The organism is Myxococcus xanthus, from assembly GCF_006402735.1.
In the GTDB taxonomy this organism is placed as follows: Bacteria; Myxococcota; Myxococcia; order Myxococcales; family Myxococcaceae; genus Myxococcus; species Myxococcus xanthus_A.
The window spans coordinates 7,518,291-7,541,011 of the sequence record NZ_CP017174.1 but is presented as its reverse complement, the minus strand read 5'-3'; the positions used below and the strand labels follow the sequence as shown (position 1 = coordinate 7,541,011).

At 70.0% G+C, this 22,721-nt stretch carries 19 protein-coding genes; 11 read left to right on the top strand and 8 right to left on the bottom strand.

The window, feature by feature from the left end:
* Window positions 1-82: 82 nt before the first annotated feature.
* Window positions 83-2,287, top strand: coding sequence for a S9 family peptidase (locus tag BHS09_RS30975; RefSeq protein ID WP_140795017.1), 2,205 nt, complete (start codon window positions 83-85; stop codon window positions 2,285-2,287).
* Window positions 2,288-2,389: 102 nt separating this feature from the next.
* Here BHS09_RS30975 and BHS09_RS30970 read toward each other — a convergent pair whose 3' ends face one another.
* The 3 genes from BHS09_RS30970 to BHS09_RS30960 all read right to left on the bottom strand — a co-directional run bounded on the left by BHS09_RS30970 (window position 2,390) and on the right by BHS09_RS30960 (window position 6,825).
* Window positions 2,390-2,596, bottom strand: a complete 207-nt coding sequence (locus tag BHS09_RS30970) for a cold-shock protein (RefSeq protein ID WP_011555986.1) — start codon at window positions 2,594-2,596, stop codon at window positions 2,390-2,392.
* Between the two features lie 157 nt (window positions 2,597-2,753).
* Entirely contained in the window at window positions 2,754-3,947 is a 1,194-nt protein-coding gene (gene odhB, locus BHS09_RS30965) for a 2-oxoglutarate dehydrogenase complex dihydrolipoyllysine-residue succinyltransferase (protein ID WP_140795016.1), read from the bottom strand.
* Window positions 3,937-6,825: a 2-oxoglutarate dehydrogenase E1 component gene (locus BHS09_RS30960; RefSeq protein WP_140795015.1), complete on the bottom strand. Its 2,889-nt coding sequence runs from the start codon at window positions 6,823-6,825 to the stop codon at window positions 3,937-3,939. Before BHS09_RS30960 ends, odhB begins: the two co-directional genes overlap by 11 nt.
* A 210-nt stretch (window positions 6,826-7,035) precedes the next feature.
* Between BHS09_RS30960 and fabI the strand changes: the two genes are divergently transcribed.
* From fabI to BHS09_RS30920, 8 genes are all read left to right on the top strand, one after another.
* Complete coding sequence (gene fabI / locus BHS09_RS30955) at window positions 7,036-7,854, top strand: enoyl-ACP reductase FabI (RefSeq protein ID WP_140799814.1); 819 nt, start codon at window positions 7,036-7,038, stop codon at window positions 7,852-7,854.
* A gap of 185 nt (window positions 7,855-8,039) precedes the next feature.
* Window positions 8,040-8,426, top strand: a complete 387-nt coding sequence (locus BHS09_RS30950; RefSeq protein ID WP_011555982.1) for a response regulator — start codon at window positions 8,040-8,042, stop codon at window positions 8,424-8,426.
* 5 nt (window positions 8,427-8,431) lie between these two features.
* Window positions 8,432-9,298 (top strand): response regulator, encoded by an 867-nt coding sequence (locus BHS09_RS30945; RefSeq protein ID WP_140795013.1) that lies wholly within the window; start codon window positions 8,432-8,434, stop codon window positions 9,296-9,298.
* Entirely contained in the window at window positions 9,295-10,527 is a 1,233-nt protein-coding gene (locus BHS09_RS30940; protein ID WP_140795012.1) for a CheR family methyltransferase, read from the top strand. Before BHS09_RS30945 ends, BHS09_RS30940 begins: the two co-directional genes overlap by 4 nt.
* The gene (locus tag BHS09_RS30935; RefSeq protein ID WP_140795011.1) at window positions 10,524-11,072 is read left to right on the top strand and encodes a chemotaxis protein CheW; all 549 of its coding nucleotides are present in this window, start codon (window positions 10,524-10,526) and stop codon (window positions 11,070-11,072) included. Before BHS09_RS30940 ends, BHS09_RS30935 begins: the two co-directional genes overlap by 4 nt.
* Window positions 11,062-13,206 (top strand): hybrid sensor histidine kinase/response regulator, encoded by a 2,145-nt coding sequence (locus BHS09_RS30930; RefSeq protein ID WP_140799813.1) that lies wholly within the window; start codon window positions 11,062-11,064, stop codon window positions 13,204-13,206. The genes BHS09_RS30935 and BHS09_RS30930 overlap by 11 nt, the downstream gene beginning before the upstream one ends.
* The gene (locus BHS09_RS30925; RefSeq protein ID WP_140795009.1) at window positions 13,203-14,270 is read left to right on the top strand and encodes a chemotaxis protein CheB; all 1,068 of its coding nucleotides are present in this window, start codon (window positions 13,203-13,205) and stop codon (window positions 14,268-14,270) included. Before BHS09_RS30930 ends, BHS09_RS30925 begins: the two co-directional genes overlap by 4 nt.
* Before the next feature lie 76 nt (window positions 14,271-14,346).
* Window positions 14,347-15,942, top strand: coding sequence for a methyl-accepting chemotaxis protein (locus BHS09_RS30920; RefSeq protein ID WP_140799812.1), 1,596 nt, complete (start codon window positions 14,347-14,349; stop codon window positions 15,940-15,942).
* A gap of 97 nt (window positions 15,943-16,039) precedes the next feature.
* Here BHS09_RS30920 and clpA read toward each other — a convergent pair whose 3' ends face one another.
* From clpA to BHS09_RS30895, 5 genes are all read right to left on the bottom strand, one after another.
* Complete coding sequence (gene clpA / locus BHS09_RS30915) at window positions 16,040-18,337, bottom strand: ATP-dependent Clp protease ATP-binding subunit ClpA (RefSeq protein ID WP_140799811.1); 2,298 nt, start codon at window positions 18,335-18,337, stop codon at window positions 16,040-16,042.
* Window positions 18,338-18,340: 3 nt separating this feature from the next.
* Window positions 18,341-18,664, bottom strand: coding sequence for an ATP-dependent Clp protease adaptor ClpS (locus tag BHS09_RS30910; RefSeq protein WP_011555974.1), 324 nt, complete (start codon window positions 18,662-18,664; stop codon window positions 18,341-18,343).
* Window positions 18,665-18,704: 40 nt separating this feature from the next.
* Entirely contained in the window at window positions 18,705-19,865 is a 1,161-nt protein-coding gene (locus BHS09_RS30905; protein ID WP_140799810.1) for a GNAT family N-acetyltransferase, read from the bottom strand.
* 67 nt (window positions 19,866-19,932) lie between these two features.
* Entirely contained in the window at window positions 19,933-20,373 is a 441-nt protein-coding gene (locus tag BHS09_RS30900; protein ID WP_174258945.1) for a hypothetical protein, read from the bottom strand.
* 27 nt (window positions 20,374-20,400) lie between these two features.
* Window positions 20,401-20,937, bottom strand: coding sequence for a DUF2378 family protein (locus BHS09_RS30895; protein WP_140799809.1), 537 nt, complete (start codon window positions 20,935-20,937; stop codon window positions 20,401-20,403).
* Window positions 20,938-21,092: 155 nt separating this feature from the next.
* Between BHS09_RS30895 and BHS09_RS30890 the strand changes: the two genes are divergently transcribed.
* Both BHS09_RS30890 and BHS09_RS30885 read left to right on the top strand, forming a co-directional pair.
* A complete protein-coding gene (locus BHS09_RS30890; RefSeq protein ID WP_140795003.1) occupies window positions 21,093-21,659 on the top strand; it encodes a NifU family protein in 567 nt (188 codons plus the stop codon).
* Complete coding sequence (locus BHS09_RS30885) at window positions 21,569-22,591, top strand: class I SAM-dependent methyltransferase (protein WP_140795002.1); 1,023 nt, start codon at window positions 21,569-21,571, stop codon at window positions 22,589-22,591. Before BHS09_RS30890 ends, BHS09_RS30885 begins: the two co-directional genes overlap by 91 nt.
* Window positions 22,592-22,721: the final 130 nt, after the last annotated feature.

Sequence of the window (22,721 nt, the reverse complement as noted above, 5' to 3'; positions counted from 1 at the left end):
GCCGCGAGGCCGCCGAGTGTAGGCTGCTCCGCACCTTTCCACGAAAGGAGCCCCGCCCTTCCGCGCGGGGATTCGACGACGCATGCGCCACGTCCTCACCGCCGCGCTCCTGTTTGCGAGCGCTTCGTCCTTCGCCCAGGAGCAGAAGCCCCTGACCATGTCCAAGACGCAGCGGTCGCAAGACCCCTTCCTGCGCCAGTTCTCGGAGACGCGCCGCTTCATGAGCGGCCGGCCCGGCGGCGTGCGCATTTCGCCCGACGAGAAGAGCATCCTCTTCCTGCGCACCCAGCCCACGTCCAACGTGCAGACGCTCTACGCGTTCGACGTGGAGAGCGGGCAGACGCGTGAGCTGCTCACGCCCGAGGCCATCCTCAAGGGCGCCGAGGAGACGCTCACCCCCGAGGAGAAGGCCCGCCGTGAGCGCATGCGCGTCAGCGCCCGGGGCTTCACCAGCTTCCAGGTGTCCGAGGATGGCAACCGGCTGTTGGTGCCCCTGTCCGGCCGCCTCTACGTGGTGGACCGCGCCAACGGCAAGGTGACGGAGCTGAAGACGGGGCCGGGGACGCTGGACCCGCGCTTCTCGCCGGACGGCAAGCAGGTGGCCTACGTGCGGGACAACGACGTGTACCGCATCGACGTCGCCGCCAACCGCGAGCAGCGCGTCACCAAGGGCGGCACCGAGACGAAGTCGCACGGAGTGGCCGAGTTCGTCGCCCAGGAGGAGATGGGCCGCTTCACCGGGTACTGGTGGAGCCCGGACGCGAAGTCCGTCGCCTACACGGAGTCGGACACGTCGGACGTGGAGAAGCTCACCATCGTCGACGTCATGCACCCCGAGCGCGGCGGCGAGGAGTTCGCATACCCGCGTCCTGGCAAGGCCAACGCCAAGGTGCGCCTGGGCATTACCCCCGTCACCGGCGGACGCACCGTGTGGGCGCAGTGGGACGCGGCGAAGTACCCGTACCTGGCCACCGTGACGTGGCCCAAGGGCGGCCCGCTCACCGTGCTGGTGCAGAACCGCGAGCAGACCGAGCAGAAGCTGCTCGCGGTGGACCCGCGCACGGGCAAGTCGCGGGAGTTGCTCACGGAGAAGGACGACGCCTGGCTCAACCTGGAGCAGGCCTTCCCGCTGTGGCTGGAGGATGGCAGCGGCTTCCTCTGGTACACCGAGCGCAACGGCGGCCCGGAGGTGGAGCTGCGCAAGGCGGATGGCTCGCTGGCGCGCACCGTGGTGAAGCCGGACGCGGGCTTCCGCTCGCTGGCGCGCTACATCCAGAAGGATGACACGCTCTACTTCAATGGTGGCCCCAACCCTACGCAGAGCCACCTGTGGCGCGTGAAGGCCGGTGGCGCGCCGGAGAAGGTGACGACGGGGCTCGACATCGAGTCGGGCTCGGTGTCCAAGAGTGGCGGGCTGGTGGTGATGAACGGCCAGGGCCTGAAGTCCATGCCCAAGGTGCAGGTGGTGCGCGGCGACGGCACCCGCGTGGGCGAGCTGCCCTCGGTGGCGCAGGAGCCGCCCTACACGCCCAACGTGGAGCAGCGGCAGGTGGGCCCCGAGCGCTTCTGGACGTCCCTGGTGCGCCCGCGCAACTTCAAGCCCGGCCAGAAGCTGCCCGTCATCGTCGAGGTGTACGGCGGCCCCACCACCACCGTGGTCCACAAGAGCATGGCCGCGCACCTGATGTCGCAGTGGGTGGCGGACCAGGGCTTCCTCGTGGTGAAGATTGACGGCCGGGGCACCCCGCTGCGCGGCGCGAAGTGGGAGCGCGAGGTGAAGGGCGACTTCGCCGGCGTCACGATTGATGACCAGGCCGCCGCCATCCAGGCGCTGGCGAAGGAAGTCCCGGAGATTGATTTGTCCCGCGTGGGCATCTCCGGCTGGAGCTTCGGCGGCTACATGGCCGCCCTGGCCGTGCTCAAGCGTCCGGACGTCTTCAAGGCCGGCGTGGCCGGCGCCCCGGTGGTGGACTGGCTGGACTACGACACCCACTACACCGAGCGCTACCTGGGGGTGCCGCAGCAGAGCCCGGAGGCCTACGAGAAGAGCTCGCTCTTGACGTACGCGAAGCAGGACAAGCCCATGGGCAAGCTGCTGCTCATCCACGGCACCGCGGACGACAACGTCTACTTCTTCCACACGCTGAAGCTGAGTGACGCGCTCTTCCGCGCCGGCAAGCCGCACGACCTGCTGCCGTTGAGCGGCCTGACGCACATGGTGCCCGACCCGCTCGTCACCGAGCGCCAGTGGGAGCGCGTCATGGACCACTTCAAGCGCAACCTGTAGGCCGCGCGGCCCCAGGGTTTGAAAAACCAGAGGCCCGGTCCCCAGGTGTGGGGCCGGGCCTCTTGTCATCGGCCAGTCCGGAGGGAGTGGCTGACGGACGCGTTAGCCAGCGGCGCGGACGTTCTGCGCCTGGAGGCCCTTGGGGCCACGGGTGACTTCGAACTCCACCTTCTGGCCTTCGGCCAGGGTGCGGAATCCGTCCATGTTGATGGCGGTGTGGTGGCAGAACACGTCTTCACCGCCGCCGTCCTGGGTGATGAAGCCAAAGCCCTTCGCGTCGTTGAACCACTTCACGGTACCGGTTGCCATTGCACGTCCTTCAGTCTTGCGGGGCGGCGCGAGGAGAGCCGCCCGTTCTTCCCGCCCCCCGACAACCGGGAGACACTCCCAGTTGTAGTGAAACGGCCGGCTGGAAGTCCAGCCGGCCGCCCGGAATGCAAGTCTTGCCCGGATGCCGGGCCTGAAGTCAGACGTCCAGGAGCAGCCGCTCCGGGTCCTCGATGCACTCCTTCACGCGCACCAGGAACTGCACGGCCTCGCGGCCGTCGACCAGCCGGTGGTCGTAGGTGAGCGCGATGAACATGATGGGCCGAATCACGACCTGGCCGTCGCGGGCCACGGGGCGATCGACGATGTTGTGCATGCCCAGGATGCCCGTCTGCGGCGGGTTGAGGATGGGCGTGGACAGCATGGAGCCGAAGATGCCGCCGTTGGTGATGGTGAAGGTGCCACCCTGGAGGTCGGACAGGGCCAGCTTGTCATTGCGCGCCTTGGTGCCCAGCTCGCCCACGGACTTCTCCAGCTCCGCCAGGCCCTGCTTGTCCGCGTTGCGCACCACCGGCACCACCAGACCGCGGCTGCCGCTGACGGCCACGCCGATGTCGTAGTAGTGCTTGAAGATGACGTCCTCACCGTCGATCTCCGCGTTGATTTGCGGGAAGGCCTTGAGGGCCTCGACGGAGGCACGGATGAAGAAGCTCATGAAGCCGAGCTTCACGCCGTGCTTCTGCTGGAACTTGTCGTTGTACTTCTTGCGCAGGGCCATCACCTCGCCCATGTCCACCTCGTTGAAGGTGGTGAGCATGGCGGCGGTGGACTGGGCCTGGATGAGGCGCTCGGCCACGCGCTTGCGCAGCGGCGTCATCCGCACGCGCTCCTCGCGGGCGGCGTTCGGGCGGGGGCCGGTGGGCTGCGCCGGGGCGGCGGGGGCGGCCGGGCGGTTGAGCTGACCCAGCACGTCGTCCTTGTGCACGCGGCCACCAGCGCCGCTGCCCTTCACCTGGGAGATGTCCACCCGGTTCTCCTCGGCCACCTTGCGCGCGGTGGGCGTGGAGCGCGCGTCGGACGCGGCGGGCGCCTCGGCGGCGGGAGCGGGCGCGGCGGCCGGAGCCGCGGCGGCGGGCTTGGCGGCGGGAGCACCGGCACCCGCATCGAGGAGGCCGAGCACCTCGCCCACGCGGACCTTGTCGCCCTCCTTGAAGGCGATGCTGGACAGCGAGCCCGCGGACGGGGCCGGCACGTCGATGGTGACCTTGTCGGTCTCCAGGACGACGAGCGGCTCGTCGGCGGTGACGGCGTCACCCGGCTTCTTGTTCCACTTGCCGACCACGGCTTCGGTGATGGATTCGCCCAGGGGCGGCACTTTGATTTCAACGGCCATTCTTGGTCCCTCGGAGGATGGCTTCCTCGATGATGAGCTGCTGCTCGTATTCGTGTGTCTTGGGGAAGCCCGTGGCGGGGCTGGCGGCTTCGGCGCGACCGATGTAACCGATCTTCACCTGCTGCTTCGACTGCGTGGAGGCCAGGTCGTGCAGGCGGGGGAACATGAAGTGCCACGCGCCGGCGTTGCGCGGCTCTTCCTGCACCCACAGGAGCTCGGCGAGCTTCGGCATCTTCGCGATGAGCCCCGCCAGCACGTCGGAGGAGAACGGGTAGAGCTGCTCCAGCCGGACGATGGCGATGCTCTCGTCCTTGCGCTCGTCCCGCGCCTTCACCAGGTCGTAGTACACCTTGCCGCTGCACAGCAGCAGCCGCGTCACGCCCGCCGGGTCCACCCGGTCCATGATGACTTCCTGGAAGGTGCCCGTGGCCAGCTCGTCCACCTTGCTGGTGGCCTCCGGCCGGCGCAGCAGGCTCTTGGGCGACATGATGACCAGCGGCTTGCGCACCGGGCGCAGCACCTGGCGGCGCAGCAGGTGGAAGATCTGCGCGGGCGTGGTGGGGTAGCAGACCTGGATGTTGTCCTCGGCGCACAGGTCCAGGAAGCGCTCCAGACGCGCGCTGGAGTGCTCCGGGCCCTGGCCTTCGTAGCCGTGCGGCAGCAGCAGGGTGAGGCCGCTGAGGCGGCGCCACTTGCTCTCACCGGCGGCGATGAACTGGTCGATGATGATCTGCGCGCCGTTGCCGAAGTCGCCGAACTGCGCTTCCCAGGCCGTCAGACCGTCCGGCACGTCCAGGCTGTAGCCGTACTCGAAGCCGAGCACGCCCATCTCCGACAGCGGGCTGTTGTAGACGTGGAAGCCGTTCTTGCCCTTGCCGCTGACGAACTGGCGCAGCGGGACGAACTTCTCGCCCGTCTTCACGTCGTGCAACACCGCGTGGCGGTGGCTGAACGTGCCGCGCTCGCTGTCCTGGCCGGTGATGCGGATGTTGTAGCCCTCGGAGAGCAGCGTGGCGTAGGCCAGCGACTCGCCCTCGCTCCACTGCAGCTCGCCGCTGTCCAGCATGCCCAGGCGCTTCTTGATGACGGTGCGCTCCACGTCGCGGTGGACGTTGAAGCCCTCCGGCAGCGTGGACAGCTTGCGCAGCGCATCGCACAGCACCTGCTTGTCCACCGCGGTGGACACGTCCGGCGCGCTCTTCAGCGAGCCGCCCTGGTAGGGCTTCCACAGGCCCTCCAGCGCGCTGGGCTCCTTGAACTGGCTCTCCTGGCGCGCGCGGGTGAGCGCCGCGTCGAACTCCTGCTGGCAGCGCTGCTTGATGGCCTCCGACTCCTCGGCCGGAATCTTGTTCTGCGCCGCCAGCTTCGCCGCGTAGAGCGTGCGCACCGTCGGGTGCTTGCGGATGATGTCGTACATCGCCGGCTGCGTGAACGAGGGCTCGTCACCCTCGTTGTGGCCGTAGCGGCGGTAGCAGACCAGGTCGATGACGACGTCCGTCTTGAACGTCTGGCGGTACTCCGCCACCAGCTGCGCGATGTGGACGCAGGCCTCCGGATCATCCCCGTTCACATGGAAGATGGGGATGTCCAGCATCTGCGCGATGGCGGTGGAGTAGAGGGACGAGCGCGAGTCGTGCGGGTCGGTGGTGAAGCCGACCTGGTTGTTGATGACGACGTGGACCGTGCCGCCCGTGGTGTAGCCCTTGAGGCCGGACAGGTTGAGCGTCTCCGGCACCACGCCCTGGCCGATGAAGGCCGCGTCGCCGTGGATGAGCAGCGGCATCACGCCGGTGCGCTCGGTGTCGCCGCCGCGGTCCTGCTTGGCGCGCACGCGGCCCTCCACCACCGGATCCACCGCTTCCAGGTGGCTGGGGTTGAAGGCCAGCGACAGGTGCAGCTTGCGGCCCTGGCGCGTGGTGTGGTCCGACGAGAAACCCATGTGGTACTTCACGTCGCCGCGGCCCAGGTAGGCCTGCGGGTTCCGGGGACCGTCGAACTCGCTGAAGATCTGATCCGGCTGCTTGCCCAGGATGTTCGTCAGCACGTTGAGGCGGCCGCGGTGGGCCATGCCGATGACGATCTCCTTCAGGCCCATGCCGGTGGCCACTTCGCCCAGCGCGTCCAGCATGGGGATGAGCGCCTCGCCGCCGTCCAGGCTGAAGCGCTTGGCGCCCACGTACTTGGTGTGGAGGAAGTGCTCGAAGCCCTCCGCGTAGGACAGCTTGGTGAGGATGTGCCGGCACTCGTCCGGGGAGAAGTCGGTGCGGTTCTCGTTCGACTCCATCCGGTGCATCAGCCAGCGGCGGCGCTGGCTGTCGAGCATGTGCATGTACTCGACGCCGATGGTGTCCGTGTACGTGCGGCGCAGGCGCGCCAGCAGGTCCGCCAGGCGCACGCGCTGCTCGCCGAACACGCCGTTGGTCTCCACGAGCTGCTGGGCCTCGGCGTCGGTGAAGTGGCTGTCATCCACCAGGGCCACGTCCGCCACGTGCTCCAGCGCCGGGCGCGGACGGCCGAGCGGATCCAGCTTCGCGCGCAGGTGGCCACGCAGGCGGAACGCGAAGATGACGTGATCCACGCGCGCCTGCAGCGAGATGTCCTGGACGGTCTGCCCGGGCACGGGCGCGGCCACCGGTGCGGCCTGCGGCGCCGCCGGGGCCTTGGGCGCGGCGCCCTTGCCTCCCTTGGCCGCCGCTGGAGCCGCTACCGGCTCCAGCAGCCTGGTGCTGAAGATGGGTCGGCCGGCGCCGTTGCTGCGGTCGAAGACCTCTCGCCAGCTTGCATCCACGCTGGCGGGGTCCTCCAGATAAAGGGCGTAGAGGCCCTCGATGAAGTCGATGTTGGCGCCGGAAAGGAACGTGTCCTGGAAATTCGCCATGGCGGTGTCGTCTTTTACTGGATGGGCGCCCCGTTGGGGGGTTTTCGCAGCAACTTTTGTAGCGCCCGGCCGCTGGCCGATAAGCCGCACCTGTTGCCGTGGAGCAGGTGGATTCATGCCCTGGGTGAGTGCAACTTCAACCGTTCCGCCCAGAAGGAATGGTAGAGAACGCGTTTCCTGTCTTTCCCCTTCCGCAACGAGGCTGTCTCCATGCTGCTCCAAGGCAAGAAGCTGCTCATCACCGGGGTGCTCACGCCTCAGTCCCTGGCCTACGGCATCGCCGAGCACGCGCTGGCTCAGGGGGCCGAGGTCCTCCTCACTGGCTTCGGCCGGGCCAAGTCCCTCACCGAGCGGAGCGCCAAGCGCCTCAAGCCAGGGATGGAGGTGCTGGAACTGGACGTCACCAACTCCGCCCACTTCCCGGCGCTCACGGACGCCTTGCGCCAGCGCTGGGACCGGGTGGACGGTGTGTTGCATTCCATCGCCTTCGCGCCCGAAGATGCTTTGGGTGGCAACTTTCTCAACACCCCGTGGGAGAGCGTGCAGACGGCGTTCCGCATCTCGACGTTCTCGCTGAAGGAGCTGTCGGTGGCGTGCCTGCCGCTGATGACGCAGGGCGGCTCCATCGTCACGTTGGACTTCGACAACCGCGTCGCGTGGCCCATCTACGATTGGATGGGGGTGTGCAAGGCGGCGCTGGAGTCCACGGTGCGCTACCTGGCGCGGGATTTGGGCCCCAAGGGCATCCGCGTCAACGCGCTGGCCGCCGGGCCGCTGTCCACCATCGCCGCGAAGGGAATACCGGGCTTCAAGGCCCTGGAGCGCGGCTGGGGGGCGCAGGCGCCGCTGGGCTGGAGCGCCAAGGACAGCCACGACATGGTGGCCCGCACCGCGTGTGCCCTGCTGTCGGACTGGCTGCCCTCCACCACCGGCGAAATGATCCACGTGGACGGTGGCTACCACGCCATTGGCGCGCCTCCGGTGACGCCGGACGCGGACGAGCTCCCCCCCAAGCCCGCCGGAGAGTAAGCCCTTTCCCCCGGGACCATCTGGACCCGGGGGCGCCGCCTCTGAGGTCATCCGACACCTGCCTGCCCGCACGGATGCCGGGTCGGACCGCCCCCTGTTCTCACGTGAGAGCCCTCACGCTAGAGTCGTGAACGTTTCGCAGGATTCTCCGCGCGTCGCGGGGCCTGCGCAGGAGCCGCCGCACAGTGAGCACCCACAGCACCAACGTCTTGCTGGTGGACGACAGCCCGACGGTTCGCAACATCGTCAAGATCTACCTGATGAACCTCAAGGTCTCGACCGTCGAGGCCGACGATGCGACCCGGGGGCTGCAGATTCTCCGGCTGGTGCCGGTGAGTCTGGTCATCGCGGACATCAACATGCCAGGGATGGACGGCATCACCTTCGTCAAGGAGGTGCGCGCCAGCGCGATGCCGCAGGTCCGCTCGGTGCCCATCCTGCTGCTGACGGCGGAGAAGAACGTGGACCTGCGTCAGCGCGGCACCGAGGCCGGCGCCAACGCCTTCATCCAGAAGCCGGTGTCCCACCACGAGCTGACGGAAACGGTCCGTCAGTTCCTCACCAAGGCCTGACCGCCGTGAGCCTGCCGTCCCTGCTGCTCGTCGACGACAGCGACGCGATTCTCGCGCTGGAGCGGGCCATCCTCTCCGGCCACTACACCATCCACACCGCCAGCAACGGCCGCGAGGCCCTGGAGAAGGTGGGGCGCCTGCGTCCGGCGGCGGTGTTGCTCGATTTGTCCATGCCGGAGATGGACGGCGACGAGGTCCTCCAGCGGATGAAGGCGGATCCGGCCACGGCCGACATCCCCGTCATCATCATCTCCTCGGAGAAGTCGCGCGCGGAGGCGTGCCTGGGCCTGGGCGCGGAGGCCTTCCTGGCCAAGCCGTTCCGCGCGGACGAGCTGCTGCAGACGGTGGGCGAGGCCATGACGAGCGCGCGGCAGCGGGCGCGCACGGGCTCGCTGTTGGTGCTTCGCGTGACGGTGGGCGAGCTGGAGTTCGCCATTCCGCTGGACGCGGTGCGGGAGGTCCTGCTGCATCCGGCGACCCGGCCGCTGCCCACCGGGCCGGCGTACCTGCGCGAATACGTGGAGGTGCGGGGCGCGGCGCTGTGCGTGCTGGACGTGGCGCGCCGGCTGGGCGTGGAGCACAAGCTGACGCGCGTGGAGCGCATGCTCGTCGTCATCGAGGCGGACGGCGTGTCGCTGGCGCTCGCCGTGGACACGGTGAAGGACCCCGAGGAGTACGCGTCGGCGGACATCGACCGGCGTGAGCGCGTGGGCGGCGCCGACCATGGCCCGCTGCGCGATGGGCTCATCGGCATGCTGCGGTCGGGAGGGCGTTCGCTGCCCATCCTGGACCCGCGGGTATTCATCGCGCGGGGGCTCCTGCGGGAGCTGCCCGCGATGCTCGAGGCCGCGGAGGCCGGGCGGAACGCATGAGCGGAGCGCTCGACCCGCGGCTGCTGGCCCGCGCGCGGGAAGTGGTGGCCAGCATCACTGGCTTTCGCAATGACGCCATCGCCTCCGAGGCGGTGGACCGCGTCGTTCGCGCGGAGCTGGCCCGGGGGCGCACCGCGCCCGACTTGCTGGGCGAGCTGCTCCATCCCGTCTCCCACCTGGCCACCGCGCTGGTGAAGGCCATCCTGGTGGGGGAGACGTACTTCTTCCGCCACCCGGAGCACTTCCGCTTCATCTCCCACGAGGCCGTGCCCGCGGCGCTCCAGCGTGGTGCCCTGGCCCTGCGGGGCTGGAGCGCGGGCTGCGCGTCTGGCGAGGAGGCGTATTCGCTGGCCGCGTGCCTCCAGGCGTCGCTGCCGCACGGCTTTCCGGTGGAGGTGCTGGGCACGGACATCCACGAGGCCAGCCTGGAGGCGGCCCGCCGCGCCACCTACGGGACGTGGTCCCGCCGCGAGTCCGCACCGCGCCTCTTCCCGCTCTACTCGGAGACGGGCGAGCGCGAGGTCACCATCCTTCCCCCCGTCCGCCGCATCACCACCTTCGCCCAGGCGAACCTGCTGGCGCCGCTGCCCGAGCGCTTCGGCCGCTTCGACTTCATCCTCTGCCGCAACGTGCTCACCTATTTCACTCCCGCCGCGCGTGACGCGGCCATCTCCCTCCTGTCGCGCACGCTCAACCCCGGCGGCTGGTTGTTCCTGGGCGCCGTGGAGGTGGACCGGGTCCCCGCGGGCATGGTCCGCGAGGGGCCGCCGGAGCTGCAGGCCTTCCGCCTCCTCACGCCGGAAGAGCTGAACGCCCGCGCCGCCGCCGCGTCCCGCGCCGCCGCCCGTGCCCGTCCAGTGGCGGCGCCGGTCCGCCGTCCGGTGGCGCCGCTGATGCCCGCTCCGGCGCCCGTGGCGCCTCCGCCGCCGCCCACGCGGCTGCACCTGAATGCGCTGGAGCGCATCGAGGAAGGCGACGAGGTGGGCGCGTCCTCCGTGCTGGAGGCCCTGGTCCGCCAGGCGCCGGACTATCTGCCGGGGCTGCTGGAGCTGGCCCTGCTGCGGGAGCGCTCCGGGGCGCGGGAAGGCGCGGTGCCGCTGATGCGCGCCTTGCGCTCGCGCGCCGAGCGGCTTCCACCCGACCAACTCGTGGAGGGGCCAGAGGCCCTGCCCGCGCGTTTCTACCAGGCGTCCGCTGACGCCTACCTCAACCAGGGGGCGCTCGAATGAAGGTCACCCCGCGGACGTTGGAAGAGGCCCAGGAGGCCGAGGCGCGCGAGCTGTTGGAGCGGCGCGCGTCCCGCCTGCGAGAGCAGGGGGAGAACACCGTCGAGGAGGCGGTCCACTGGATTGCCGAGTTCCCGCTCGGTGAGGAGCGCTACGCGCTCTCCCTGGAGGCGCTGCGCGCCGCGCTGCCCCTGAAGATGGTGTCGCCGGTGCCGCTGTCGGCGCCGCACGTCGTCGGGGTGCTGCGCTTCCAGGGCCAGGTGCTGGCCGCGCTCAGCCTGGCGTCGCTGCTGGGTGGCCACGGCTGGCGGCAGGACCCGGCGGTGCTGCTGGTGGTGGACCGCGGTGACGGCGAGCTGTGCGCGCTGGACTGCGAGGCCATTCCCCGCCCCACCACGCTGCCCATGAGCGCGGTGGAAGCCGCGCGGGTGCGCGCGGAGGGGGCGGTGATGGAGGTCTTCACGCAGGACCGGCAGCTCATCCACCTTATCGACCTGAAGCGGCTGTTCTCCGCCACGCGCGGCACGGGAGCCCGTCATGCCCGTTGATCCGATGCTGCAGGGGCTCGTCGCGGGCTTCGCCGTCGAGGCCCAGGAAGTGGTCCAGAAGGTCACCATGGACCTGCTGGAGCTGGAGCGCGAGGGCCTGGAGACGGACGCCCTCACCAGGCTCTACGTCCGGCTGGGCCGCCACCTGCACACCTTGAAGGGCAGCGCCGCCTCGCTGGGCATGCAGGACCTGAGCGACATCGCCCACAAGCTGGAGGACGCGCTCGCCCCGCTGAAGGCCAACCCTCAGAAGATGCCGCGGCCAGTGGTGGACATCCTGCTCCACGGCCTGGACCTCTTCCTGCTGCGCGCGCAGGCCCACGCGGACGGGCGCGGGGACGCGCTTCCGGACCCGGCGGCCGCCCTGGCGCAGCTGGTGGCGGACGCGCCGCCGCCCGAAGAGGCCGCGGCCATGGTCGCCGCCTCCGGGGGCGTGGCCGCCGTCGCCGCGCCGGCTCCGTCCGCGGAGCCCGTGTCCGTGCCGGACGCGCTGCCGGAGTCCGCGGACGCAGGCTGGCGCGTGTCGTCGTGGCAGGTGACGGCGCTGATGCGCGAGGTGGAGCGCCTGCGCGAGGTGCGCCTGCGCGTGGAGGAGCGGGGCCGCGAGTTGGAGCGGGTGGCCGTGCTGCTGGCGAAGCAGGGGCTGCTGGCGGAGACGGCGGAGGCGCGTACGGCGCTGTCGGGCACCGCGCGCTCGCTGCGCACCGACGGTGAGGAGACGAGTGACATCGTCGACGCGCTGGAGGATGGCCTCAAGGCCATCACCACGCGCCCGGTGCGCACCATCCTGGATCCGCTCCAGCGCATGGTGCGTGATTTGTCCCGTCAGCTGGGCAAGGAAGCGCGGCTGTCGGTGGTGGGCTCGGAGGTGTCGCTGGACCGGCGCCTGCTGGAGAAGCTGCAGGGCTCGCTGGTGCACCTGCTGCGCAACGCCGTGGACCACGGGCTGGAGCTGCCGGCGGACCGTGAGCGCGCGGGCAAGCACCACGAGGGCGCGCTCACCCTGCGCGTGGAGCAGCAGGGCAACCTGCTCTACCTGGAGGCGTCCGACGACGGCGCCGGCATCGACGTGGAGGTGGTGCGACGCCTGGCCGAGCAGCGCGGCGTCGTCACCGCGGAGGAGACGGCGCGCTTCAACGAAAACCAGCTGCGGGACCTCATCTTCCGGTCCGGCTTCAGCACCCGCACGGACGTGACGGACACCTCCGGCCGCGGCGTGGGCCTGGACGCGGTGCGCGCGTCGGTGGAGGCGCTGCAGGGCCGCATCGAGGTCGCGAGCACGCCGGGGCAGGGCACGCGGTTCATGCTGACGCTGCCCACGGACCTGGGCAGCTCACCGGTGCTGGTGGTGCGCGTGCTGGAGCAGCTGGTGGGCCTGCCCATGCTGGCGGTGGAGGCCACGCAGCTGGCGCGCGCGGAGTCGCTGCGCCTGGGCAAGCGCCGGGCGCATTTGGAGTACCAGGGGCAGCTGTTGTCGGTGGTGGACCTGGGGGCGCGGCTGGGCCTGCGCGCCCTGGCGCCGCCGGCCGAAGGGCAGCCGCTGCTGATTGTCCAGAGCGGTGGCAAGCGCGTGGCGCTGGTGGTGGACGCGGTGGTGGGGGACCGGGATCTGGTCATCCGCCCGCTGCCGTCGGAAGTCCGCGACGTGCCGGCCTGGCAGGGCGCGGCCACGCTCAGCCGTGGCGAGCTGCTGCTCATCTGCCGCCCGGACTGGCTGGTGACGGAGACGGTGCAGGTGCAGGTGTCGGCGCAGCGGCGGGCGCTGGTGGTGGACGACTCGCTCACCGCGCGGGCGCTGCACCGGGCCATGCTGGAGGCGGGCGGCTTCACGGTGCACCTGGCGGCCAGCGGGGCCCGGGCCCTGGACCGGCTCCAGTCGGACACCTACGACGTCGTCATCTGCGACCTGGACATGGAGGAGATGGACGGCATCCAGCTCATCGCGAAGCTGCGTGAGCGCCCGGAGACGGCGTCGCTGCCCGTCATCCTGGTCTCCGCGCACGACAGCTCGGTGGCGCGCGAGCGGGGCCTGAAGGCGGGCGCGGACGGCTACCTCAGCAAGCGCGAGTGCGCCGCGGGCCGTCTGCTGGCAGAGGTGCTGGACGTCATGAGCCGCCGGGGGAGTCGCGCGTGAGCGTCAAGCGGCCCATTCGGGTCCTCGTGGTGGACGATTCGCCCACCATGGCGAACATGCTGACGGCCCTCCTCACGGAGGAGCCGCGCATCGAAGTCGTGGGCCGGGCGGGAGACGGCAACCGCGCCGTGCAGCTGGCGCGCCTGCTGCGCCCCGATGTCATCACCATGGACCTGCTCTTGCCCGGCCTGGATGGACCGGGGGCCATCGCCGCCATCATGTCCCAGTCCCCCGCGCGCATCCTCGTGGTGAGCGCGGTGGCGGAGCAGCGCGGCGTGGACCTGGGCTTCCAGGCGATGAGCGCCGGCGCGCTGGAGCTCATCGGCAAGCCCAACGTGACGAACGCGGAGGAGCTGCGCCGCTGGGGCAAGGAGCTGGCGCACTCGGTGTGCCTCATGGCGGAGGTGCCCGTCATCTCCCGCCGGCCGCGTGCGGCCACCGCGCCGCCGCCCCCCACTGGCGCGCGGGTGGACATCTTCGGCGTGGTGGCCTCCACGGGGGGGCCGCCCGCGCTGGCGGACGTGCTGTCCAAGCTGCCTCGCTCGCTGCCGGTGCCGCTGCTCATCGCCCAGCACATCACCGTGGGCTTCACCCAGGGCATGGTGCGCTGGCTGTCCCAGGTGACGCCGCTGCCGGTGGCCATCGCCAAGGACGGCGAGCGGCTGGAGCCGGGCCGCGTGTACTTCCCGCTGGACGGGCATGACCTGCTGGTGGACGCGGCCGGACTGGCGCGCCTGCAGCCCAGCCGGGGCGGACCGTGCCCCAGCGGGGATGTGATGCTGACGTCGCTGGCCGCCGCATTTGGCCGGCGCAGCGGCGGGGTGGTGCTCACCGGCATGGGCGAGGACGGCGCACGCGGCCTGCTGGCCATCCGCAGGGCGGGCGGCGTCACCTTCTCCCAGGACGAGGCGTCGTCGGTCGTCTTCGGCATGCCTCGCGCCGCGCTGGATGTGAAGGCCACCGACCAGGGCGTGCCCCTGGCTTCCATGCCGGAGCTCATCCTCCAGAGCTGTACCTTCGCCCCCTTCCGGGGCGGACGCCCCGAGGGAGGACCCACCCGGTGAGCTCCTCCTGTGCCTGTTTCACCTGCCCGCCTCCGCGCGGGTGCCGTGCTGACGTCGTTTCCCCGGCGGTGATTCCGTGAGCCTCCCGCAACAATCCTTCGCCTCCCAGTTGTCGCAGCAGTTCCGCCAGTCGCTGGGGCTGGCGCCGAAGTTCGTGCTCGTCACCGCGCTCATCAGCGCGACGGCGGCCACCCTGCTCACCGGTGTCGCCACGCGGCGGCTGGAGAGCGACCTGGCGGACAGCTACCTGGGCGCGGGGCGGCACGTGGCCCGCGGGCTGGCGGTGGCGGCGGAGCAGGGGGTGTCGGCGGGGGCCAGCGCGCTCCAACCCATGCTGGACGCCAGCGTGGGCCATTCGGACCTGGCTTATGCCTTCATTCAAGACTCGGCTGGCAACGTGGTGGCCCACACCTTCCCGGACGGCTTCCCGGACGCGCTGAAGGACGCGGTCGCCACCGCGGGCGCGGGCTCGGTGCTGGAAGCAGACGCCGGGGGCCTCCGCCTGCGCGCCATGGACGTGGTGGCGCCGGTGGCCGGTGGCCGCCTGGGCTCCGTGCACGTAGGCGTGTCCCGGGACCACATCGACGAGCTGGTGTCCGCGCTGCGCGTGCGGATGGTGGGCTTCGCGGCGCTGCTGGTGGCCCTGGGCGTGGCGGTGTCCGCGCTGTTCGGCCGCAGCATCGTCGGCCCGCTGAAGAGCCTGACGGAGGTGGCCGGCCACATCGTGGAGTCCGGTGACCTGACGCGCCCCATCCAGGTGAAGAGCGGTGACGAGGTGGGCCGGCTGGCCAACTCCTTCTCGCAGATGGTGGAGCGGCTGCGCGAGGTGACGCTCAACCTCCAGCAGGCGGCCGTGGCGCTCACCCAGTCCACCGAGCACCTGAATTCGTCCTCCACGGAGCAGGCGCAGACCATCTCCCGGCAGGCCGCGGCGCTGCAGGAGACGCAGGTGACGGCGCAGGAAATCAAGCAGACCTCCATGCTGGCCGCGCAGAAGGCGGAGAGCGTGCTGTCGGTGGCCGAGCGCGCCGACGCGCTGGCCAAGTCCGGCGAGGCCTCCATCGAGCTCACCATGGCGGGGCTCAACGACATCCGCGCCCAGGTGGGGGAGATTGCCCAGAAAATCGTCGAGCTGGGCGAGCGCACGCAGCAGATTGGCGGCATCACCCAGACGGTGAAGGACCTGGCGGACCAGTCCAACATGCTGGCGCTCAACGCCGCCATCGAGTCCGTCCGCTCCGGCGAGCACGGCAAGGGCTTCGGCGTGGTGGCGCGCGAAATCCGCGCCCTGGCGGACCAGTCCATCGAAGCCACCACGCGCGTGCGTGAGCTGCTGGACGACATCGCCAGCCAGGTGACGTTGGCGGTGCGAATCACGGAGCGCGGTGCCGAGCGCATGGAGTCGGGCCTGGCCCAGGTGCGCACCAGCGGGCAGAACCTGCGCGAGCTGTCCTCCATCGTCCAGGACAACGCCGCCGCCGTCCGTCAGATTGCCGCCGCCGTCAGCCAGCAGAACGTGGGCATCAACCAAATCACCCTGGCGGTGAATGACTTGTCCAAGATGATGGATGAGACGGTGGCCCGCATCGGCTCCACCGGCGAGGCCGCCACCACGCTGCAAATCATCTCCGAGCAGCTCTCCAGCGCGGTGAAGAGCTACCGCGTCGAGTAGTCGCTCGCCCGCTGTCACGGGCGGACAGACGAAGGCCCCGGCTCCCAGGGAAGGGGACCGGGGCCTTGTCATGTCCGCGGCCAGCGCGGGCAGGGGACTACGCCACCTCGGCGGTGGCGGGCTCCGTGCGCAGCTTGAGGTTGTCATCCTCCACGTCGTAGTGGGCGGTGCCTCCGTTCTTGAGGTCCCCGAAGAGGAGCGCCTGGGCGAGCGGCTTCTTCAGCGAGTTGTCCACCAGCCGGGCCATGGGGCGTGCGCCGAAGGCCGGGTCGTAGCCGTGCTCGGCCAGCCATGCGCGGGCGGCGGGCGTCAGCGCCAGCTTCACCTTCTTCTCGTCCAGCATCTTCTGGAGGAGGCGCACTTCCTTGTCCACCACCTTGAGGATGACCTCGGGCGGCAGGCCGGAGAAGAGAATCCACCCGTCCAGGCGGTTGCGGAACTCCGGCGTGAAGGTGCGCTCAATCGCCTTCTTCGCGCGGGTGGCGTCCACCGGCTTCGCGAGGTCCCCGAAGCCAATGGCCTTGGTGCTCATCTCCTGGGCACCCGCGTTGGTGGTGAGGATGAGGACGATGTTGCGGAAGTCGGCCTTGCGGCCGTTGTTGTCCGTCAGCGTCGCGTGGTCCATCACCTGGAGCAGGATGTTGAAGAGGTCCGGGTGGGCCTTCTCGATTTCATCCAGCACCACCACCGCGTAGGGGTGCTTGCGCACGGCGTCCGTGAGCAGGCCGCCCTGGTCGAAGCCGACGTAGCCCGGCGGCGCGCCGATGAGCCGGCTCACCGTGTGCTTCTCCGAGTACTCGCTCATGTCGTAGCGCAGGAACTCCACGCCCAGCGACTGCGCCAGCTGCTTGGCCAGCTCCGTCTTGCCCACGCCCGTGGGGCCGGAGAAGAGGAACGAGCCAATGGGCTTCTCCGGCGCGCGCAGGCCGGAGCGGGCCAGCATGATGGCGCTGACCAGGTCCTTGATGGCCGGGTCCTGCCCGAAGATGACGCCCTGGAGGTCCTTCTCCAGATTCTGCAGCTGCACGCCCTCGCTGGCGGACACGCTCTTGGCGGGGATGCGCGCCATCTTCGCGACGACGGCCTCCACGTCCGCGCCGCTGACGGTGTTGGAGCGCTGGCCCTCCGGCTTGAGCCGCTCGGCCGAGCCCGTCTCGTCGATGACGTCGATGGCCTTGTCCGGCAGGAACCGGTCGTTGATGTGCTTGGCGGACAGCTCCGCCGCCGCGCGGATGGCCTCGGGCTGGTACTTCACCCCGTGGTGCTCCTCGTAGCGGCTCTTCAGCCCTTCCAGGATGAGGATGGTGTCCTCGACGGAGGGCTCACCCACCTCAATCTTCTGGAAGCGGCGTGACAGGGCCCGGTCCCGCTCGAAGGCGGACTTGTACTCCTGGTACGTCGTCGAGCCGATGCAGCGCAGCCGCCCGCTGGCCAGCGCCGGCTTGAGCAGGTTGGACGCGTCCATGGAGCCGCCGCTGGTGGCGCCCGCGCCGACGATGGTGTGGATTTCGTCGATGAAGAGGATGGCGTTCGGCTGCTCCTTCAGGGCCTTGAGCACACCCTTGAGCCGCTCCTCGAACTGGCCGCGGAACTTGGTGCCCGCGAGCAGCGCGCCCATGTCCAGCGAGTAGACGACGGCGTCCTTCAGCACCTCCGGCACTCGGCCTTCGTGGATGTGCAGCGCCAGGCCTTCGGCGATGGCCGTCTTGCCCACGCCCGCCTCACCTACGTAGAGCGGGTTGTTCTTCCGGCGGCGGCAGAGCACCTGGATGGTGCGCTCCAGCTCCTTCTCGCGGCCGATGAGCGGGTCGATGCGCCCCTCCTTGGCCTCGATGTTGAGCTGCACCGTGTAGGCCTCGAGCGGGCTTTTCTTCGGGGACTCGCCCTCGTCGTCGTCGCCCGCGGGGGCGGCGTGGCCGGCGCTCTCCTCGCCTTCACCCTCACCCTCGCCGTCCTTGGTGACGCCGTGGGAGATGTAGTTGAGCAAATCCAACCGGGTGACGCCCTCCTGCTGGAGCAGGTAGAGCGCGTGGCTCTCGTCCTCGCGGAAGAGGGCCACCAGCACGTCCCCACCGTCGATGAGCTTCTGCTCGGCGGACAGCGCGTGCATGGCGGCGCGGTGGAGCACCCGCTCCACGCCGATGGTCTGCTGCGGCTCGGCGTCCACGCCCTCCGGCAGGCGTTCAACCGTCTCCTCCAGGAAGGAGACCAGGCGCTCCTGGAGTTGCTTCACGTTGGCGCCGCACCCCTTCAAGACTTCGCGCGTGCGCGCGTCCCGGGTGAGCGCCAGGAGCAGGTGTTCCAGCGTCAGGTACTCGTGGCGCATCTTCCGCGCCTCGTCCAGGGCGGTGCGGAAGCTGGCCTGCAACTCTTTGGCAATCAGCGGTCCTGCCACGTTTCAACCTTCCTCGGGTTCCATGGAGAGTCGCAGCGGCATGTCGTTCTCCTGCGCCGCGGCCTCCACCGTCTGAATCTTCGTTTCGGCGACGTCGTACGTATAAACGCCGGCCACCCCGACACCGTTGTAATGAACGTGCAGCATGATCTGCACGGCATCCGTCTCCGACTTGTGGAAGACCTCCTTGAGCACCGCCACGACGAACTCCCGGGTCGTGTAGTTGTCGTTGTGCAGGAGCACCTTGTAGAGCGGCGGTTTCTTGAGCTTCTGCTTGGGGGCGGACTCCGTGATGACGGAGGTGTCGTGCTCATGCTTCTGCGCCATAAGTCGTTCGGACTCCCTTTGCTGAACGGGCGGGGGATTTTCAGTCCCCCTCCTTGAAACCAGTCTCCGCCCGCCACTGGGGCAGGCCTCCTTCGACGGCTGCCCGCTCGTGGGCCAGGAAGCCGCGCACGGCCCTGTCCATGCCCGGGTGGAGGAGCAGGTGCGCACTGTACGTGAGGTGCGGCTCGAATCCCCGGGTGAGCTTGTGCTCTCCCCCCGCGCCCGGCTCGAAGCGCTCCAGCCCGGAGGTGATGCCCTCCGAGACGGGGTGGTACAGGCAGACGTTGAAGTGAAGGAAGGGGTGCTCCTCGAAGCAGCCCCAGTAACGGCCATACAGAACGTTGGCACCGGTGAAGTTGAACGCACCGGCCACCAGTCGGCCTTCCCGGCGGGCCTCCACCCACTCGCAGCGGTGCTGGAAGCGGGCGAGCACGCGAGCGAAGAAGTCCGGGGTGAGGAAGCGCTGGCCCCACGGGTACTTGTCCACCGTGGTGGCGTACAGGCGGTAGACGGTGTCCGCGTCCACGTCCGCCAGCGCGTCCCCGCGCAGGGTGCGGACCTCGATGCCGCGCTCGGTCAGGGCGCGCAGCTCCCGGCGCAGCTGGTTGCGGCGCTTGGCGTGGAAGCGGGCGAGGAAGTCCTCCAGCGTCCGGTAGCCCTGGTTGCGCCAGTGGTACTGCACGCCCAGCCGCACGGCGAAGCCCTGGGCCTCCAGGACGGGCAGCTCCTCCTCGGTGGAGAAGAGGACGTGGATGCCGGACAGGCGCTCGGCCCGGGCGAACTCCTGGGCGGCGGCGTACAGCTCCGCCTCGCGCGCGGCGCGGTCCTCGCCCGGGGCCACCAGCACGCGGCGCCCCGTGGCGGGGGTGAAGGGGACGGCGAGCACGAGCTTCGGGTAGTAGCGCAGGCCCGCGCGCTCGGCGGCGGTGGCCCAGGGGCTGTCGAAGACGAACTCCCCGTCGCTGTCGTCCTTGAGATAGGCGGGCGCGGCGGCCACCAGACGCGAGCCGCGCCAGAGCGTCAGGTGCCGGGGGTGCCAGCCCCGCGCCGGCACCGCGCAGCCGCTCTCCTCCAGCGCGGTGAGGAAGGTCCACTCCAGGAACGGCGTGGCCCGGGCGTCCACCAGCGCATCCCACGTGGCACGGGGGACGTCGGTGAGGGAGCGCAGGATGCGCAGCGTGGTGGGGAGCGGTGTCGACATCGTCGGAGCCTGGGCCAGGGCGAGCCTATAACGATGCGTACCCGCTGCTGCCACGACTGTCCGGGCGCTACTTCCCGCGAGTCAGCTCCGCGGCGAGGAAGCGTCCGGCTTCCGCCAGTCCTTCCTCCCCCCGGCGGCGTCCCTCGTCCGATTCCATGACCCGCCGCGCGGCGTCACCCGCGGTGCCCACCTCCAGGTCCACCAGGATGAAGAACGCGCTGAGCGCCGGACCCACGGGGGCGATGCGTCCCGGCCGCAGGGGCCGCTCACTCAAGGTGGCGGCCACCTTCTCCACCAGCCCGTCGTCGGTGAGCCGCTTCGCCTTGCCGCGCATGGCGGTCCACGCGACATCCAGCAGCGTGGGCAGCATCCGTCCGGAGAGCGCGCTGGACAGCCGCTGCGCTGCTTCTTCCTCGTCGATGTGGTGGGCCTGCGCGTAGGTGGGGACGAGCTTCGCCACCACCACGGCGCGGGTGGCGAGATGGGCGAGTCTGGGCGGGTAGGACACGCGGGGCTCCAGGGTGGGGCTGGCGGGCTACCAGCGCACGAACAGACGGTACCCCCCGCTGCTGCGCTCCTCCACGGAGATTCGAGGCCGGGCGTTGGCCATCTCCAACATTCCCTCCAGGCCCCCCGCCATCAGCTCGGGCCGGTTGTAGCGGTCCGACAGGGAGAGGCGGCGGCCGCGCTCGCCTTCGGAGGACATCGAGACGTCCACATCCGAGCGGCCCATCATCGCCAGGTAGCGAGGCACCCGCTCCAGGGCCCGCGCAGGCCCAATCATGGGCAGGGCCACCGCGGCCACGCGGCCTACCAGCGTCTGCGCGAAGCCGAAGACGCCCTGGCGGCCCAGCTGCCGGTAGGCGTCCTCGTCACCGAGCTCCGAGTAGCGCTCCCGCCGTGCCAGGGCCACTGCCCGCTGCCAGAGAGAAATGGGGTAGTCCAACTCCGGCTTTCGGCTGTCGTACCCCAGCGCCTCCAGTTCCTGGGCCAGCCGGCCCTCGGCCTGGAGACCCCGCACGAACAACCCCTCGAACACGCTGGCGGGCACGCGGGGCGGTGGCGGGGGCATGCCCCCAGTCTACGCAAAATCCACTACGAGTTCATATTTTTCTGGGATTACCGGTTGGTGCCGGAGCGGAGGGGGGCGAGGGGCGATTGCCAGCCCGCGAGCCGGGTTGCTATGGGGCCGCGAGCGCCTTAGAGGAGTCGTCCAAGGAGATTTGAATGTCGGTGAACATCCAGCTCGAGTGGACCCCAAACCCCAGCACGCTGAAGTACGTGGTGGACCGGCGGTTGTTGGCGGGCGGGGCGGTGAACTTCACGAACCCCGAGGAGGCCCAGGCGAAGTCCCCGCTGGCGCGCAAGCTGATGGACGTGCGCGGCGTCACGGCGGTGATGATTGGCACCAACTTCGTGACGGTGACGAAGGGGGAAGAGGGCGAGTGGGACGAACTCAATGACGAGGTCATGTCCACGCTGGACACCCACCTGACGGCGAATGAGCCGGTGGTGGACGAGGCGGCGCTGGCGGCGGCCCGCGAGGCGGCGGGACAGGCCGGTGGTGGCACGGTGGAAGGGCGCATCCAGGACATCCTGGACAGCGAAATCCGCCCGGCGGTGGCCATGGACGGTGGTGACATCACCCTGGACCGCTTCGAGGACGGCATCGTCTACCTGCACATGAAGGGCTCGTGTGCGGGATGCCCGTCGTCCACGGCGACGCTGAAGATGGGCATCGAGGGTCGCCTGCGGGAAATGATTCCCGAGGTCCTCGAGGTGGTGTCCGTCTGAGGCGCAACGTCAAAGCCTCGCAGGTCCGGCGGGAGCTGCTGCCGGACCAGTCCCCCGCGCTGCTGCGCGAGCTGCACCTGCTCACGCGCGAGGGGCATCTCAACGCGGACGCGCTGCGCAAGCTCAAGCAGGTGAACCACCTGATGGGCCTGCTGCGTCCCGCCGTGGAGGATGTCCAGGCGCGCCACCCGAACGCGGTGATGGTGGACGCGGGCAGTGGCAACGCCTACCTGGGCTTCGTCCTCTACGAGCTGTTCCTCAAGGGCGCCGCCAGCGGCACGCTGCTGTCCATCGAAGGCCGGCCGGACCTGACGGAGCGGGCCCAGGGCCGCGCTCAACGGCTGGGCTTCACGCGGATGCAGTTCCAGACGGCGCACATCGATACGGCGCAGTACCCGGAGCGCATCCATCTGCTGATGGCGCTGCACGCGTGTGACACGGCCACGGATGATGCGCTCGTCGCGGCCATCCGCCATGGCGCGGACCACGTGGCGGTGGTGCCGTGCTGCCAGGCGGAGGTGTCCGCGCAGCTCAAGGAGAAGCGCCCCGTCGTGGCCAGCAGCGGTAGCATGTCGCTGCTGTACGCGCATGCGTGGCACCGGCGCGAGTTCGGCTCGCACCTGACGAACGTCATCCGCGCGCTGACGCTGGAGGCTTTCGGCTACCAGGTGACGGTGACGGAGCTGACGGGCTGGGAGCACTCGCTGAAGAACGAGCTGATTCTGGGGCGCCGCGTACACCGGGAGAACCGGCGCGCGCGCATGCAGCTGGAGCGGCTGTTGGCGGAGACCGGGGTGAATCCCAAGCTGACGCGTGAGCTGGGCGTGAAGCCGGCGGTGTCGGCCGTGGTGGAGACTGTCTCCGCGCCGGAGCCGGATGCCTCCGAAGATGCCTCCGAGCCAGAGGTGTCTTCTTCCACCTCAGAGGCGTGAGCCGCACTGCGCCGCGGGCGTACGCCCGGCGTGGATTGGCAGCGCATGAGGGGCTTGGCATCGTCATGCGCGCGCCTCGCGCCTGGACGGGCGGGGCGCGTGTTCGCGGTGCCAAGCCGGAAGAGGCTCC

Excerpts from the sequence above, each read along its gene's own strand:
- BHS09_RS30975 (WP_140795017.1), top strand. The coding sequence starts at position 83 with ATGCGCCACGTCCTCACCGCCGCGCTCCTGTTTGCGAGCGCTTCGTCC.
- BHS09_RS30970 (WP_011555986.1), bottom strand. The coding sequence starts at position 2,596 with ATGGCAACCGGTACCGTGAAGTGGTTCAACGACGCGAAGGGCTTTGGC.
- odhB (WP_140795016.1), bottom strand. The coding sequence starts at position 3,947 with ATGGCCGTTGAAATCAAAGTGCCGCCCCTGGGCGAATCCATCACCGAA.
- BHS09_RS30960 (WP_140795015.1), bottom strand. The coding sequence starts at position 6,825 with ATGGCGAATTTCCAGGACACGTTCCTTTCCGGCGCCAACATCGACTTC.
- fabI (WP_140799814.1), top strand. The coding sequence starts at position 7,036 with ATGCTGCTCCAAGGCAAGAAGCTGCTCATCACCGGGGTGCTCACGCCT.
- BHS09_RS30940 (WP_140795012.1), top strand. The coding sequence starts at position 9,295 with ATGAGCGGAGCGCTCGACCCGCGGCTGCTGGCCCGCGCGCGGGAAGTG.
- BHS09_RS30935 (WP_140795011.1), top strand. The coding sequence starts at position 10,524 with ATGAAGGTCACCCCGCGGACGTTGGAAGAGGCCCAGGAGGCCGAGGCG.
- BHS09_RS30930 (WP_140799813.1), top strand. The coding sequence starts at position 11,062 with ATGCCCGTTGATCCGATGCTGCAGGGGCTCGTCGCGGGCTTCGCCGTC.
- BHS09_RS30910 (WP_011555974.1), bottom strand. The coding sequence starts at position 18,664 with ATGGCGCAGAAGCATGAGCACGACACCTCCGTCATCACGGAGTCCGCC.
- BHS09_RS30905 (WP_140799810.1), bottom strand. The coding sequence starts at position 19,865 with ATGTCGACACCGCTCCCCACCACGCTGCGCATCCTGCGCTCCCTCACC.
- BHS09_RS30895 (WP_140799809.1), bottom strand. The coding sequence starts at position 20,937 with ATGCCCCCGCCACCGCCCCGCGTGCCCGCCAGCGTGTTCGAGGGGTTG.
- BHS09_RS30890 (WP_140795003.1), top strand. The coding sequence starts at position 21,093 with ATGTCGGTGAACATCCAGCTCGAGTGGACCCCAAACCCCAGCACGCTG.
- BHS09_RS30885 (WP_140795002.1), top strand. The coding sequence starts at position 21,569 with ATGCCCGTCGTCCACGGCGACGCTGAAGATGGGCATCGAGGGTCGCCT.